The 15,125-nt window shown below is 55.9% G+C and carries 14 protein-coding genes; 11 read left to right on the top strand and 3 right to left on the bottom strand.

Going from position 1 to position 15,125, the window contains the following annotated elements:
* Nucleotides 1–511: 511 nt before the first annotated feature.
* From AC2TEL_RS12590 to AC2TEL_RS12580, 3 genes are read left to right on the top strand one after another with little or no spacing between them, the layout of a single operon-like run.
* On the top strand, nt 512–1,324 hold the full coding sequence (locus AC2TEL_RS12590) for an ABC transporter substrate-binding protein (RefSeq protein WP_480862380.1): 813 nt from the start codon (nt 512–514) through the stop codon (nt 1,322–1,324).
* Nucleotide 1,325: 1 nt separating this feature from the next.
* Entirely contained in the window at nt 1,326–2,159 is an 834-nt protein-coding gene (locus AC2TEL_RS12585; RefSeq protein WP_480862378.1) for an amino acid ABC transporter permease, read from the top strand.
* Complete coding sequence (locus AC2TEL_RS12580) at nt 2,159–2,890, top strand: amino acid ABC transporter ATP-binding protein (protein WP_480862376.1); 732 nt, start codon at nt 2,159–2,161, stop codon at nt 2,888–2,890. The genes AC2TEL_RS12585 and AC2TEL_RS12580 overlap by 1 nt, the downstream gene beginning before the upstream one ends.
* A gap of 666 nt (nt 2,891–3,556) precedes the next feature.
* On the opposite strand, the gene hpaR is transcribed toward AC2TEL_RS12580, so the two are convergent.
* A complete protein-coding gene (gene hpaR / locus AC2TEL_RS12575; protein ID WP_480841953.1) occupies nt 3,557–3,997 on the bottom strand; it encodes a homoprotocatechuate degradation operon regulator HpaR in 441 nt (146 codons plus the stop codon).
* 104 nt (nt 3,998–4,101) lie between these two features.
* Here hpaR and AC2TEL_RS12570 point away from each other — a divergent pair, with 104 nt between their 5' ends.
* Genes AC2TEL_RS12570 through AC2TEL_RS12535 form a run of 8 tightly spaced genes read left to right on the top strand, consistent with a single transcriptional unit; the run spans nt 4,102 to nt 11,466 of the window.
* Entirely contained in the window at nt 4,102–4,500 is a 399-nt protein-coding gene (locus AC2TEL_RS12570) for a 5-carboxymethyl-2-hydroxymuconate Delta-isomerase (RefSeq protein WP_480862374.1), read from the top strand.
* Nucleotides 4,501–4,503: 3 nt separating this feature from the next.
* Nucleotides 4,504–6,015, top strand: a complete 1,512-nt coding sequence (gene hpaE, locus AC2TEL_RS12565; protein ID WP_480862372.1) for a 5-carboxymethyl-2-hydroxymuconate semialdehyde dehydrogenase — start codon at nt 4,504–4,506, stop codon at nt 6,013–6,015.
* Between the two features lie 51 nt (nt 6,016–6,066).
* Nucleotides 6,067–6,918, top strand: coding sequence for a 3,4-dihydroxyphenylacetate 2,3-dioxygenase (gene hpaD / locus AC2TEL_RS12560; protein WP_480862370.1), 852 nt, complete (start codon nt 6,067–6,069; stop codon nt 6,916–6,918).
* A gap of 12 nt (nt 6,919–6,930) precedes the next feature.
* On the top strand, nt 6,931–7,914 hold the full coding sequence (hpaD, locus tag AC2TEL_RS12555; protein ID WP_480862368.1) for a 3,4-dihydroxyphenylacetate 2,3-dioxygenase: 984 nt from the start codon (nt 6,931–6,933) through the stop codon (nt 7,912–7,914).
* A 35-nt stretch (nt 7,915–7,949) separates the two neighbouring features.
* Nucleotides 7,950–8,804 (top strand): fumarylacetoacetate hydrolase family protein, encoded by an 855-nt coding sequence (locus tag AC2TEL_RS12550; RefSeq protein WP_480862366.1) that lies wholly within the window; start codon nt 7,950–7,952, stop codon nt 8,802–8,804.
* Nucleotides 8,801–9,601 carry a 2-oxo-hept-4-ene-1,7-dioate hydratase gene (gene hpaH, locus AC2TEL_RS12545; RefSeq protein ID WP_480862364.1) on the top strand — a complete coding sequence of 267 codons (801 nt, stop codon included), beginning with the start codon at nt 8,801–8,803 and terminating at the stop codon, nt 9,599–9,601. The genes AC2TEL_RS12550 and hpaH overlap by 4 nt, the downstream gene beginning before the upstream one ends.
* Before the next feature lie 12 nt (nt 9,602–9,613).
* Nucleotides 9,614–10,669, top strand: coding sequence for an aldolase/citrate lyase family protein (locus AC2TEL_RS12540; RefSeq protein WP_480862362.1), 1,056 nt, complete (start codon nt 9,614–9,616; stop codon nt 10,667–10,669).
* 41 nt (nt 10,670–10,710) lie between these two features.
* A complete protein-coding gene (locus AC2TEL_RS12535; RefSeq protein WP_480862360.1) occupies nt 10,711–11,466 on the top strand; it encodes a metallophosphoesterase family protein in 756 nt (251 codons plus the stop codon).
* Between the two features lie 52 nt (nt 11,467–11,518).
* Here AC2TEL_RS12535 and AC2TEL_RS12530 read toward each other — a convergent pair whose 3' ends face one another.
* Together AC2TEL_RS12530 and AC2TEL_RS12525 are read right to left on the bottom strand one after the other, a co-directional pair.
* Nucleotides 11,519–13,303: a hypothetical protein gene (locus AC2TEL_RS12530; RefSeq protein WP_480904274.1), complete on the bottom strand. Its 1,785-nt coding sequence runs from the start codon at nt 13,301–13,303 to the stop codon at nt 11,519–11,521.
* Between the two features lie 162 nt (nt 13,304–13,465).
* Nucleotides 13,466–14,752: a hypothetical protein gene (locus AC2TEL_RS12525; RefSeq protein ID WP_480904271.1), complete on the bottom strand. Its 1,287-nt coding sequence runs from the start codon at nt 14,750–14,752 to the stop codon at nt 13,466–13,468.
* Nucleotides 14,753–15,125: the final 373 nt, after the last annotated feature.

Below are 15,125 nucleotides of genomic sequence, written 5' to 3'. Positions count from 1 at the left end.
CTCACTGATTTTAATGGGCCAGTTCCATAAGCCGGAAAGTGAAAATCCAGCAAAAATATGCCGAGCAAACGCCCGGCAAAGTCGTATCGGCGATGGATTCGCGAACACGAGACCAGAGCTCAGAAACAGAGAAATTGAAATCATTTGAAACAGCTCCAACCGGATGGAGCCGTTAGGCGACGCTGGGTCACGAAGTTTTGGGTCCGATCAGCAACATCGTGCCGGTCTTGGTTTTGACTCTACCCTTCCACAAGAACCGGACAGAGCTTTCGTCTTGGCCGTGTGGAATCTGAGCCTTCTTTCGAGAAGACTCCGGCCAGCGCGAGTCGCGGTGAACCCCGTGTTGTCCTCCGGCGGCGCTATTCTGGCCGCAATTATGCTGGCTTTCTTGTGTGGTGCTTCGAAACAGGTGGGCCGGGGCGCACCAGAGCCAGTCGGACCAACCCGCTGGACAGTGTCCAAGGGCGGAACTACCGTAGCTGCAAAACTGCCTAACAGGAGGTTTGAATTGATGTCCAGGATATTAGCGATCACCGCAGCTTCGTTTGCGTTTGCAACGGCGGCTGTTGCTCAGGAGAACTGCGCCGCCGGCAAAACCCTGACAGAAGGCAAATTTACCGTGGCGACCGGGAATCCTGCCTATTATCCATGGGTGCTTGATGACGCTCCGGAAAAGGGCGAGGGGTTCGAGGCAGCCGTGGTTTATGCCGTGGCTGAAGAAATGGGGTTTTCCAACGACGACGTGGTTTGGGTGAGATCGTCCTTTGATGAGGCAATTCAGCCCGGTGCAAAGGAATTTGACGTCAATATCCAACAGTACTCGATCACGCCTGAAAGGGACCAGGTGGTCGATTTCTCGGCACCTTACTACACTGCCCCAATGGCCGTTCTGGTCAGCCCGAACGCAACTGAAACGGCTCCGACGCTTGATGCATTGAAAGGGTTGAAATGGGGTGCAGTCGGCTCAACGACGGCTGTACCGAAATTGGCGGACGTCATTCAGCCGGACAATGAACCGCTTCTCTACGGCGACAACGCGGATGTGAACGCTGCGATGACCGCAAATCAGATCGACGCGGCGCTGTTTGATCTGCCGACGGCCCTGTTTCTGAGCGCGGTGATGATCGAAGGCTCCAAGGTCATTGGCCAATTCGCGCCGGATCAGAGCGATAACCCAGATCAGTTCGGTATGCTGATGGAGGAAGGCAATCCTCTGAAGCCCTGCATCGACGACGCTCTGGCGAGCCTGACACAGAGCGGCAAACTGGCCGAGATCGAGGCGAAATGGCTGCAGGACACCACGGGTGTTCCCTTGATCAAGTAACATGACCAGGTACCGTGCGGCGGGGATGACCCGCCGCGAACGCTATGAGGCGCAGCAGAGGCGCCGATCCATGGCGATCGCCGCAACAAGTACGATTACTGTAATTGTCACTCTCTACTTTCTGGTGCCATTGGCACCGGGCTGGGCCAAGGTGCAGCAAAGCTTTTTCAACGGCGAGGTGCTGGTCAAGACCTTCCCCAAGCTGCTGGAAGCCTTTCGGGTCAACGTCATGATCTTCGCATGGTCGGCGCCAGCGATTGCTATTCTTGGCCTTCTCATTGCGCTGGCTCGCGATGCAAAATCCCCGGCCCTGTTCCCCTTGCGTATTTTTGGCGCGGCCTTCACGGATATTTTTCGGGGTGTTCCGGTGATCCTGACCGTGTACCTGATCGGGTTCGGCATCCCCGGTTTGGGGCTGCCGCGCCCGTGGAACTCACCGTATATTTGGGGGTCGCTCGCTCTGATCCTGACATATTCGGCCTACGTGGCCGAGATCTTCCGGTCGGGAATCGACAGTGTCCACCACAGTCAAAGGGCAGCGGCCTTGTCTCTGGGACTGTCCGAACGGCAGGTGATGCGTGATGTGGTGCTGCCTCAGGCGATACGCAACGTGGTTCCGTCGCAAATGAACATGCTGATTGCGTTGCAAAAGGATGTCTCACTGCTGAGTTTCATCGGACCAGTGGAAATCTTCCGACAAGCCGGTGTGTTCAAATCTCTTCTGGCCAATTTCACGCCATATGTCGGGGCGGCCATCATCTTTCTGGTCGTGACGATTCCGGCGACGCGCTATGCGGATCATCTGATGGCCCGACAAATGCGAGAGCGCACCTGATGGCCAAACTGAATTTGCAAGGCGTGGTCAAACGCTTTGGTGACCGCACTGTCTGCGATGGAATCGACCTGACTGTTGAAGAAGGGCAAATGGTCTGTCTGATCGGGGCTTCAGGCGGCGGAAAATCCACGCTTCTGCGTTGTATCAACCTGCTTGAACCGATCGAAGATGGGGCGATTTTCCTGGATGGAGAGGACATTTCTGTCCCCGGCCGGGACCCGCAATCTGTCCGGGCGCGGATTGGTATCGTTTTTCAGAGCTTCAATCTGTTCCCGCACATGAATGCGCTTGAGAACGTGATGCTGGCACCCCGTCGCGTGCGGGGTTTGTCGCGCGCAGAGCTTCAGCCGGATGTCGAAAGCCTATTTGACCGGTTTGGGCTTGCAGACAAGATGTACAACTATCCCGATCAGCTTTCGGGTGGGCAGCAGCAGCGCGTTGCGATTGTCCGCGCGCTTGCGATGCAGCCCGAAGTCATGCTGTTCGACGAGATTACCTCGGCGCTCGATCCGCAACTGGTCGGAGAGGTTTTGGACGTTCTGTTGATGTTGAAAGGGCAGGGGATGACCATGGTCATGGCCACACATGAAATGGGATTTGCGCGCGAGGCGGCTGACAAGGTGTGTTTCCTGAAGGATGGCCGCATTATCGAGGAAGGTCCGCCTGATGTCCTGTTTGGATCGCCGTCGCAAGATTCGACACGCAGATTTCTGGCCAGAGCCTTGAAATAGGATCGGAAGCGGTTGGTTTTTTGCCGACCCGCCTTGTTCGCTCGGAAGGTGCCTGAAACCAGGTCAAATCTCGCGCGTGTACTGCACGTTTTCTGTTCCGGAACAGCGGCTGAGCCAGCACCGCATCACTAAATGCGGTATCAAAGATACCTGCATCAAACCCTGTCATGGCGTCGCGACGGGGCATCACTTTCCCGGCTTGGCCGATCATATCAGCCAGTGCTTCCGGGTCATGGGCATTCTCGCCCTTTGTCCCATGGCTCCAGCCGTGGCAACCATCCCGTCGAAGCACCCGTCCGAGAGAGCTTATGTGACCAATTTAGCGGCACTTCCTGAGATAAGGCGCCTGAGGGTCTGAATTGTTTACCGCTCCGCAAAAGCTGGGCAGTTAACAGGACGTGATTTGCTACGTACGCGTGGCTAAAGGCGTGATGTGCACATTGGAACCGGTTTGGACCGCGCCATCCAAACGCCGGTTGACAAGAATGTCTCATACCTGGTTCGGAAGGCGTCTGCTGAGGATGGTGAGATGGTCCGCGTTTCGGCGAATAATTCTGTTTTGCGCCACCCTTGGCTATCACTTCGGTTGAAGAAACGATGATCCTGTCGGCTTGGATACCGGTGAGTGTGTAGGGCATATCGAGACATTGCAAGATATCGGTGAAGTCAGACCTTCACAGCCTGTAATTCCTCAAGCAAGTCCAGCAGGTGATCGAGCTTTTCCCGTCCCATCTGCGCTTCGATGCTACTGGAAATCGCCAGCGAAGTCACAAGGTTGTCTTCCAGAATACGGCGGCCTGCTTTGGTGATTGTCACCATGGTCCGGCGCCTGTCCTGATTGTCCTGGCGGCGTGTAATCTGCCCCTCCGCCTCCATCGTGCGCAGAATGCGGGTGAGGCTGGGCAATAACAGACAGGCCTCATTGGCGATGGTGCTTTGTTCCACTTCGCCCAGTTCGTCCAGAACGCGCAGGATACGCCATTTCTGCTCGGTCAGATTGATGTCCTGCAACATGTCGCGAACAGGCGCCATGACGGTTTCCCGTGCGCGCAACAGCGCGATCGGAAGGGATCGGGACGTGCTTTTTGTGTGGCTTTGAGTGTTCATGACGCCTTCTAGAGTGTCATTTTGGGAATTGCAAAGATTAACAAAGCAAGCTCTTGACAGGCGCCATTCTATTTACTAAACATGTTAACGAAAAGGGAGAGGTCATGCCGCATTTCCATGTCGAATATTCAGGCAATCTGGAAGACCGGATCGACATGGGTGGTTTGTGTGAATGCATTCGGGAAACGGCCGCAGGGATCGACACCTTTCCGCTTCCCGGTATTCGCGTTCGCGCGACACGCGTGGATCATTATGCCATCGCTGATGGTAATCCGGAACATGGCTTTATCGATATTTCGGTCCGCCTGCGCGCGGGGCGGTCCGACGACGTCAAGCAGGATGCATCTAATCGCATCTTTGATGCCGTGAAGGTTTTTCTGGCCCCGGCCTTCTCAAAGCACTCAATCGCGCTGTCACTTGAGATGCGCGATATCGACCCCAACCTTTCGCCCAAGACCGGCACGATCCGCGATCACTTGCGCGCGACCACGCAGGAGACCTGAAAAATGAGCGCCCTGGACACGAATATCGAAAAATTGAAGGGCTTTCTGGCCCGGTTCAAGAACACAGGGATCAAGAACCGCATTGCGGGTGAGGACCGGGAGGGCGCTGCGGGGGTGTTCCAGTCCGTCTCGCCAGTGGACAAATCGGTGATTTGCAATGTCGCCCACGGCACTGCAGATGATATCGACGCCGCTGCCAAAGCTGCGCATGCTGCATTTTCCGAATGGCGCGACATGCCCGCAACCGAGCGCCGTCGTATCCTTCTGAATGTGGCGGACGCCATCGAAGCCCGCGCCGAGGAAATCGCTCTGTGCGAATGCTGGGATACCGGTCAGACTTTGAGATTCATGTCCAAGGCGGCTCTGCGCGGGGCAGAGAACTTTCGGTACTTCGCTGATCAAGTGGTGCAAGCGCGGGACGGGCAGCATCTGAAATCGCCAACTCTGATGAATGTTACAACCCGCGTGCCGATCGGCCCGGTTGGCGTGATCACCCCGTGGAACACGCCATTCATGCTGTCCACCTGGAAGATCGCACCAGCATTGGCCGCAGGCTGTACAGTGGTTCACAAACCTGCCGAGGATTCGCCTCTGACGGCCCGCCTGCTGGTGGAAATCGCCGAAGAGGCCGGTCTGCCCGGGGGCGTGTTGAACACCGTGAACGGTTTTGGCCCGGATGCCGGCAAGGCGCTGTGTGAACACCCCCTGCTGAAGGCCATCGCCTTTGTCGGTGAAAGCCGCACCGGCAGCCTGATCGTGAAACAGGGGGCCGATACCCATAAGCGCAACCATCTGGAGCTGGGCGGCAAGAACCCGGTCATCGTCTTTGACGATGCCGATCTGGACCGGGCGTTGGATGCGGTGATCTTCATGATCTACTCGATCAATGGCGAACGTTGCACGTCTTCTTCGCGCCTGCTGGTGCAGGACACGATCAAGGAGGCGTTCGAAGCCAAGCTGATCGAACGGGTGAACAACATCAAGGTCGGGCATCCGCTGGACCCGGTCACTGAAATCGGCCCGCTTGTAACCGAGGAGCATTACAACAAAGTCACCAGCTATTTCGATATCGCCAAAGAGGACGGCGCGACCGTCGCGGCCGGTGGCGAGACGGTTGGTGACGAGGGGTATTTCGTGCGGCCGACCCTGTTCACCGACGCCAAAAACCATATGCGTATTGCGCGCGAAGAGATTTTTGGGCCGGTCCTCACATCAATCCCGTTCTCGACCGAAGAAGACGCGTTGCAGATCGCCAATGACACGCCTTACGGTCTGACAGGCTATGTTTGGACCAACGATCTGACCCGCGCGCTGCGTTTCACCGACAGGCTTGAGGCGGGGATGATCTGGGTGAATTCGGAAAACGTCCGCCACCTGCCGACACCCTTTGGCGGGGTCAAGGCGTCGGGCATCGGTCGGGACGGCGGCGACTGGAGCTTTGAGTTCTACATGGAACAAAAGCACACCGGTTTTGCCACCGGTCAGCACAAGATCATGCAATTGGGCAAGCTGTAACAAGCGACCTTTTGGAAACGCGCCAACCAACGTCAACTCCGGGAGGAGATTATGGGAGAAATCGTTCTTGCCGCAAAAATGACCCACGTTCCGACCCTGCTCATGTCCGAGCAGGAGGGTCCGTTGAAAGGCAAGCGCCAGCCGGCCATCGACGGCCACCGTGAAATTGCCCGTCGGGCAAAGGAGCTTGGCGCGACCACGGCGATCATCTGCGATACCCATTGGGTGATAAACGCGGGCTTTCACATCAACGCCAATGACAGGTTCGAGGGGCTTTTCACCTCGAACGAGTTTCCACAGTTCATTCAGGATCTGCCGTATTCCTACAAGGGGAACCCTGAAATGGGCGATGCGATTGCGAAAATCGCTTCGGACAAGGGTGCCTATACGCTGGCACATCACCTTGACAGTCTGGAACTGGAATATGGCACGCTGGTCCCGATGCGGTTCATGAGCCGCGAGCACGAGATGAAGGTCGTTTCGGTCGCGGCCTGGGCCACGGTACACGGCCATGACGAAAGCCGCATTGTAGGTGAAGCCATTCGCGAGGCGGTCGAGGCCAGCGACGAAAAGGTGCTGCTGGTGGCCTCCGGCTCGCTGTCCCATAAGATCTGGGCCAACAAGGACTATGCCGCCAACAACGGCACTTTCACCATCAGTTCCGAATTCAACCGTCAGGTGGACCTGCACGTGCTTGAGATGTGGAAGAACGGTGATCACGCCACCTTCCTGAAAATGCTGGGTGAATATGCCACCTATTGCTGCGGAGAAGGATCGATGCATGACACGTCGATGCTGTACGGAGCGCTGGGATGGGACGCATACAACAAGAAATGCGAGGTCGTGACCGAGTATTTCCCCAGTTCAGGCACCGGCCAGACCAACGTCGTCTTCCCAGTTTGACAGGAGGCTTCCATGCCCGTTCCCGCCCCCAATCTATACCCGGATTTCAATACCATACGGCTGAGCCATGTCTGTCTGAATGTCGGTGATCTGGCCGTTTCGCGCAAATTCTATTCCGAGGTTCTGGGCCTTCAGGTCTCGGATGAAGGCGACAGCCATGTGTATTTGCGCGCGATGGAGGAACGCGGGCATCATTGCGTGATCCTGCAGAAATCCGATCAGCCCGGTACGGTCGAAGTGATGGGGTTCAAGACCTTCGACGAAGAGGATCTGGACCGGGCCGAGGTCTATTTCCGGTCAAAAGGGCGACCGACGGAATGGGTTAAGCGCCCCTTTCAGGGTCGCACATTGCTGACATCGGACAATATGGGGATACCGCTGGAATTCTATCACAAGATGGACCGGCTGGGGCCTATCCACCAGAAATATGCGCTCTATCGTGGGGTAAAGCCGCTGCGGATCGACCATTTCAACTGCTTTTCGACCAATGTCGATGACAGCGTGGCGTTCTACAGCGATTTCGGCTTTCGCGTGACGGAATACACCGAGGATGAAGAGAGCAAGCGTCTGTGGGCGGCCTGGATGCACCGCAAGGGGGGCGTGCATGACATGGCCTTTACCAATGGCAGGGGTCCGCGCATGCACCATGTGGCCTTCTGGGTGCCAACGCCGCTGAACATCATCGACCTGCTCGATCTGATGTCCACCACCGGTTATGTGGACAATATCGAACGCGGGCCCGGGCGACATGGGATTTCGAATGCGTTTTTCCTGTATGTCCTCGATCCGGACGGGCACCGGATCGAGATCTATTGCTCGGATTACCAGACCGTCGACCCGGATCTGGAACCAATCAAATGGGACCTGAAAGACCCGCAACGACAGACGCTTTGGGGCGCGCCTGCGCCGCGCAGTTGGTTCGAACACGGCACGCCCTTTGTCGGCGTGAATGTGACCGAGGCTGATCTTGCCGCCTCACCCATTATCGCGCCGTAATGTTGACGCGGAACACTATGCGCCAAGGAGGCCAGATGCGTTTTGCAACCTATTCCGCCAATGGTGAAACCTACTTTGGCGCGATCACCCATGAGGGCGCGATTGCGCTGAATGACGCATTTCCGGCTCACGCCAGCCTGTATGAGGTGATTGCCGCGGGTGCATTCGACCAACTGAACAAGGCGGTGGCGGGAAGGTCCGTGACCCATACCGATTTCACCTATGAGATGGTGATGCCCGATGCCCGCCGCATCCTGTGCGTCGGGGTGAACTTTCCCGATCGGAACGCCGAGTACAAAGATGGCAGTGCGCAACCAAAGTTCATGTCGCTGTTCCCGCGTTTCGCCAGCGGCTTCACCGGCCATGACCGACCTCTGATCCGCCCGCCGGAAAATCATACGCTGGACTATGAAGGCGAAGTGGCCGTTGTAATCGGAAAGGCCGGGCGTCGGATTTCTCAGGACAAAGCCTATGACCACGTCGCCGCACTGACACTGTGCAACGAAGGGACCATCCGCGACTGGGTGCGACATGCCAAGTTCAACGTCACGCAGGGCAAGAACTGGGACAATTCGGGCGCGATTGGCCCGTGGCTTGTTCCATTCACTGATGCCGCTCAACTGGATGAGGCCCGCATTCAGACCCGCGTGAATGGTGAGCTACGACAAGACGATACATTGAACCGCATGATGTTCCCGATCCGGCGCGAGATCGAATATATCTCGACCTTTATGACCCTGTTGCCCGGTGACATCATCGTCACTGGCACGCCGACGGGCGCGGGCGCGCGGTTTGATCCGCCCAGATACCTGGCCCCCGGCGATGTAGTCGAGGTCTCGGTCGAAGGCATCGGCACCTTGCGCAACACGGTTGAGGATGAGCAGGTATGACCCCTGAAGATCACGCCCGTGCGGCGGCCAACCTGCTGGCGGCCGAACGCAACCGCGAACAGATCGGCCTTCTGTCCCTGTGCCACCCGGAGATGGGGATGGACGACGCTTACGCGGTGCAGAATGCCATCTACCGTCTGAAACTGGCCGAGGGGCGCAACGTGATCGGGTGGAAGATCGGGCTGACGTCGAAGGCAATGCAATACGCGCTGAACATCGACATCCCCGACAGCGGAATTCTGTTCGATGACATGGTGTTCGAAACGGGCGGCACCGTCCCCGCCGGCCGATTCATCCAGCCAAGGATCGAGGCCGAGATCGCCTTTGTCATGAAATCCGCTGTGGGTGGAGAGGACGTAACCCGCGATGACATCCTCGCCGCGACTGAATATGTCGCGCCGTCTATCGAAATCCTCGACACCCGCATTCAACGTGTGGACCCTGAGACGGGCTCGGCCCGCACGGTTATTGACACGATCAGCGACAATGCCGCCAACGCGGGCATCGTTCTGGGCGGCGAGCGTCACGCAGTAGACGCCTGTGACCTGCGTTGGGTCGGCGCGTTGACTTTTCGCAGTGGCGAGATCGAAGAGACCGGACTGGGCGCGGGGGTGCTGAATGATCCCGTGGAAAGTGTCGTCTGGCTGGCCCGTCGCATGGCGCAATACGGCCAAAGCATCGCGCCCGGTCACGTTATTCTGTCCGGCAGCTTCATCCGCCCGATCGAATGCCCGCCCGGCACAGAGATCCATGCAGATTTCGGACCGTTTGGTTCGGTCGACATCAACTTCGCGTAAAGGAGCGCCGTGATGCCCGCGCCGAAGAACACGTTCAAGGCCGCGTTAAAGGCCGGAGATCCTCAGATCGGATGCTGGGTCGGGATGGCAAATGCCTATGCCGCCGAAATCGCCGCGACCGCGCGCTTCGACTGGCTGCTGATCGATGGCGAACACGCACCGAACGACTTGCGTTCGATCCTCGAGCAGGTTCGGGTGATCGAAGGGTCCGGCAGTCACCCGGTGGCGCGTTTGCCGATCGGTGAAACCTGGCTGATCAAGCAATACCTCGACGCGGGCGTACAGAGCCTTCTGGTCCCGATGGTCGAGAGCGGGGATCAGGCGTGCGCGCTTGTGCGGGCTGTCCGATACCCTCCGCACGGCGTCCGTGGCGTAGGGTCTGCTTTGGCGCGCGCTTCGCGTTTTGCGGGTATCCCGGACTACCTGACGACGGCTGATGACCAGATCTGTCTGCTGGTTCAGGTCGAAAACCGTCTTGGGTTGGAGGCGCTGGATGACATTCTGGCCACCGATGTGGATGGCGTGTTTATCGGGCCCTCAGACTTGGCGGCAGATATGGGTCACATTGGCAACGCCGGACACCCTGATGTGGTCGAAGCGGTCCTGGATGCTTTGAACCGGATTGTTGCGGCCGGCAGGGCCGCAGGCATTCTGACGCTGGATCCTGCGATGCAGCGCAAATGCCTGGAACTGGGCGTTACATTTCTTGCGACCGATATCGACGTGACCTTGTTTGCCAAGTCATTGCGCGAAGCCGCCGACCGAGCGCTGACCCTGTTGCCGGATCAGAAGATGTCCGGGATTGCCCGAACGCCATCGGGCGGCAAATACCTGCAGCAACTTTGCAAACACTGGTCTCATAAGGCCGACGTTTCTTTCGATGCAAATCAGGGGAGGGTGGCTTTTCCCGGGGGAAACCGGGTTACAATGCGCGCCGATGACTTCAGTTTGACGCTTATGGCCGAAACCGGACCAAGGGGCGATATGCCCAGTTGGCAGGGGGTGATTGAATCCCATCTTTCTCGGTTTGCGTTTCGCGAAGACTTCAGCATCGACTGGGCTGATTAAGCTCAGGTTTTTTACCACCAGAACTGAGAAAAAGGACCTCCATGACAGATCCGATATATGCCATCGGAGATATTCACGGTCAGCTGGGCATGCTTGAGGATGTCCTGTCACGGGTTGAGAAAGATGGCGGGCCAAACGCCAAGGTTGTCTTTCTGGGCGATTACACCGATCGTGGCCCGCAAAGCCGCGAGGTTCTGGATTTGCTGATTCAAGGGCAAAACAGCGGGCGAGACTGGATTTTTCTGCGCGGCAATCACGATCAGATTTGTGCGATGTTCTTGGAAGATTATCCACGCAGCGACGCCCGGTTCCTGGTCGGGTACCATTGGCTTCATCCTCGGATCGGCGGCGTTGAAACGCTAAAGTCCTACGGGGTGGAAGTTGAAGATGGGGACCGGGTTTATCAAGTCCACGCAAGGGCAAAAAAGGCCGTACCTCAGTCCCACATCGACTTTCTGACCAATTTGACCCCGTATCATCAGGAAAACGGCTTGCTTTTCGTTCATGCCGGAATCCGGCCCGGAACAGCGCTAAATGAACAGGACCTCGATGACCTGATCTGGATCCGCGAAGAGTTTCTGAATGATCGCCGCGTGCATCCCTGGCTTGTTGTGCACGGGCATTCTCATGTACCGAAACCCGAACATCACGGAAACCGTGTCAACCTTGATACAGGTGCAGCTTATGGCCATGCGCTGACCGCCGCCGTTTTTGAGGGGCACGATTGTTGGGTCTTGGAATCTGAAGGTCGAAAGTCCTTGCAGCCCGAAACTGGAGTATCGCTAGTTACAGGCTAGGCATGCGAATTTTCACTACAGCGGCGTATGCGTTCGGTTCGACAATCAACGCCTACCAAAGACCCGCTGGCCGGTAGAACGAAAAATTGTAACCCAGCATCAGCAAAAAACCTGCTCCGAACACCACAAATACTGAAACCAGTGCAAAAAGCCATCGGCCAACGTTTCTTGGTGCAAGCGAAAAGGCAAGCAGCAGTATCAATGATGCCGCTGGGACAAGCGTCATATAGTGCTTTGACTGGCGCCAATCGATCAAGCTGTAGACAAGTACACCAATGGCGATTGCAATTGCAGGAATTGCCCAGCGTGGCTCCAACATGTCGCGGTTTCGCCGAAGCAGAAGCAAGGGAATTATTACCAGCGCAAACAGCAGTTGTGGGGCTTCAACCAAGACATTTAGAAACAGTTGGGACAGACTGGTCAGGTGCTCGTCCGGCAAAGGGTTGAGGCGGTCCAATACGTGGACATACAGGAAGAATACTTTGAACTGCCAGGCCGCAACCAGATAACCGTAGAGTCCAAATAGCATGAGCCCTGTCGCCCAACCCATGTTGATCGGGTTGAACCATGCGAGGCGGATCGTGTTTACCAGCCCGGCCCAGGTTCTGTCGGCGACAAGGTAACGAAGCCCCAAGTAGGCGCAGATCGCGATAGGGACAACAATCGACTTTTGATCGCACCACGCTGCAAATATTGGCGGCAGCATGAGAAACGGTGAGGCTTTCCAGCTGTCGGATTCACGCTGAGACCAGTTTTGAAGGAACAGCATGAGAATGGCGAGTGACGAGATGCCGACATGCCCGGCCATGACCGAACGCGTGAAAATCCCGACCGACAGAAGGTATGCAAGTGCCAAAAGCACTGCAGGCGGCGACCGCCCCAACACCAGCATCGCGATCTGAAAAATAAGAAGCGCAGCAATTGCCGTAGGAAACATGTTTCCGGTGCGGACAGTCAAAATGGGGTCCAGCCCCTTGAATCGCTGCAGGTCGTGGGCAAAAAAGAACTGCGAAATTCGGTCTTTATGAAACTGGTAGGTTATCGAGTTTTCGGTCTGCTGGATGATGTCCACATCTGATGGCACCCATTGACCGCCTTCGACGAAAAGGTCGGTCAAATTCCCTCTTTCGTTCGTTTCCGTAACCCTGACAAGCAGGTCGGGAAGTAGTTCGGACACAATTCTGGTTTCACCGAGACCTGAACCCGCATCCGGGTAAATTGCTGTTGTGCGTTGCTCAGCGGCTTCAACAACCTTTCGGCTCGCTTTTCCTGATATCAGATAAAATTCGAACTCATTGAGGCGGTCTTCCAACAAAACACCAAGACCTACATTCACGATCCCCATGGGCGGGTGCGCAAAGTACAGTACGTTATTGTGCAAGTTATAGGCGAAGTACGGCTTGAATTCGGTGATCATTCCGGGTGCCGCCCCTGGGACCTCATAGTCATGATCAATGCCTGGTCCATAGAACGCCGCTGCCGTGTAAAGTGCTGCGAAGGACCCCAGGAAAAGGCTCAGCCCTGTGCGTGCATCGGATGAATCGCGCAGTCGCACCAGAAAAAAACCGCTGAGGTCGGCCCGGCGTGTGACCAAGAAGCCAAGATTGGTAAGGCAAAACAACGCAATAAGAAAGGTTGCCTTCTCTGGCGTGAGTCCAAGCGCATAAAGCGCCAAGATGATGATGCACCAGGCGAGCGCCGAAAAAACGACTGCAAAAACTGTAAGCATGAAATCATGCTTGATGCGCGAGGCAACCAGACCCAGCCAAGCAATACCGGGTACGAAATAGATCAAAGCATTGATAAGAAATGCAGTGGCGAAATTGGTTGGAAGCAATGCGCTGAATAAAATGAAAAGAAGAATTAAGCCATTGCAAATGGCAGCAAGCCGACCAACCGAATGTGACATGAAAGATCTCGTCATTGGCAGAGGTTGCGGAGCTCGAATACTGGCCAGGCCGCTACAGGTTTCAGATTATTCATGACAGGGTTCCTTGATTCAGCCACTTGTGTGTTTTTGAGGCACGACAGAAGAGCCTTGCGCAAACGGTGCGAACAGGGTGCTTGATGTGCTTGCCGATTTTTCTACCTCTTCAGCAGCATAGGCTTCTACTTCCTGCATCGAAGACTCGAACGCCGCGAAGTTGTTAAGGCCGAGAAATACGCTTGCAAATACCGTGGCAGCCAAAACCAATTTGCGGGCCCTGGTTAGTGCACCCATCGCCACAAGAAGGATGATCCCGGGTAAATAGTTCATCGAGTACAGAAACGTTTCATCACCCCAGGCGGAGTGAAATAGGCATTGCAGGGCAACAAATGACAATATGGCTTGTCCGACCAAGCGAGAGGGGTTCGCACCGCTCAAGGCGGTCCAGACACCCCAAGCCAGCAACGGAATTGCCGCAGCAAGACCGATCAAACCGGTCCATCTCATTCCCCATAGTGATGAGCCCTGAAAGCTCAGGTAATGTCCGATCAGGCCGTCATTTTCTATGTGGACCTGGAAGTCGGGAAACGGCGCGGCAAAGGCATAAAGGAAGAATGCGCGCAACTTCTCTGGTATGCCGAGCGAATAATCATGGAACATATAAGTCATTTCCAAACTGACGTTTGGAACGAAAAAGACGGTCTTTGCGATCAGCATTTTCTGAACGGCAAAAGCCAGCGTGACGATCAGCAACGCGTCAAAGGTGATACGCAGAAACCGCCGATAGTTGTTTCCCGCCATTGTGACAAACCATCCGGCCATCCAGTTGGTGGTCGTCATCGAAAGTGAAAGCGCGCTTGTCACGGATTGCATGAACTGGGGCAACCTTCCGCTTGGGATCAGCGTACCCAATGCCAGTGTCAACAAGACCGTGAGCGACGCTGTGCTATACACCTCGACGATCGGCATCCAGAATATGGCGCTTGCAGTCGTGTTTCCGAAAATCGTAAATACAAGCGCATCGGTGCGCCGAAGCGTCAACCCGCGAACCGCGGCATAAAGCGCCATTGTCCACATCAAATTGATGGCAACCAGGTAGGCAGTTAAAGCGTCACGTTCTTCGACCCCGGCCATTAGCATGATTTTAGTAGGCGGATACATAATGATCGACGCCAGCGGATGCACCTGGGTTCTGAAATGTTCCCCTCCAAGGCTGATCATCGTGCTCTTGACTCTCAGGGTGTCTGCATTGAACCAAAGCCACAGGTCCATCTCGACGTCATAAACTGCGTCGGGCACGCGCTCGGCCAACGAATACGTTACAGCAGCAGTGACGATCCCGATTGCCAAGGCGATCAATATGTCGACCCTGACCGCAACCAGCCATGCCATGAAGTCACGAATTGTCTGACCGAGGTTCCTGGTTATCGTGGGAAGATCTGCCCAGAACTCGAAAAAAAACTGACGCAGCAAAATGGCACTCCAAGTCAAAACTCATTAAATACACTCGAGAAACCTAACACACTGGTCCCCATTTTCACCCCATAAACTTAGATAGGATGGAAACATGTTTCGATTGCCATATTTGTTGCGGGCAACCACGATCGAGTGATCCACGCACTCTAAGTGGAGCGTAATACCCACATCGGGAATGCCATACTGTACGCTGACCCATGACCAGGCCCGGTTAACGGTAAGCCAAACAATGTGTGAAATTCTGACGCTGTTCGGT

This window comes from Ruegeria sp. HKCCD9138 (assembly GCF_057220975.1).
The sequence above is the reverse complement of the archived record's forward strand: the minus strand, read 5'-3'. Positions and strand labels throughout refer to the sequence as shown.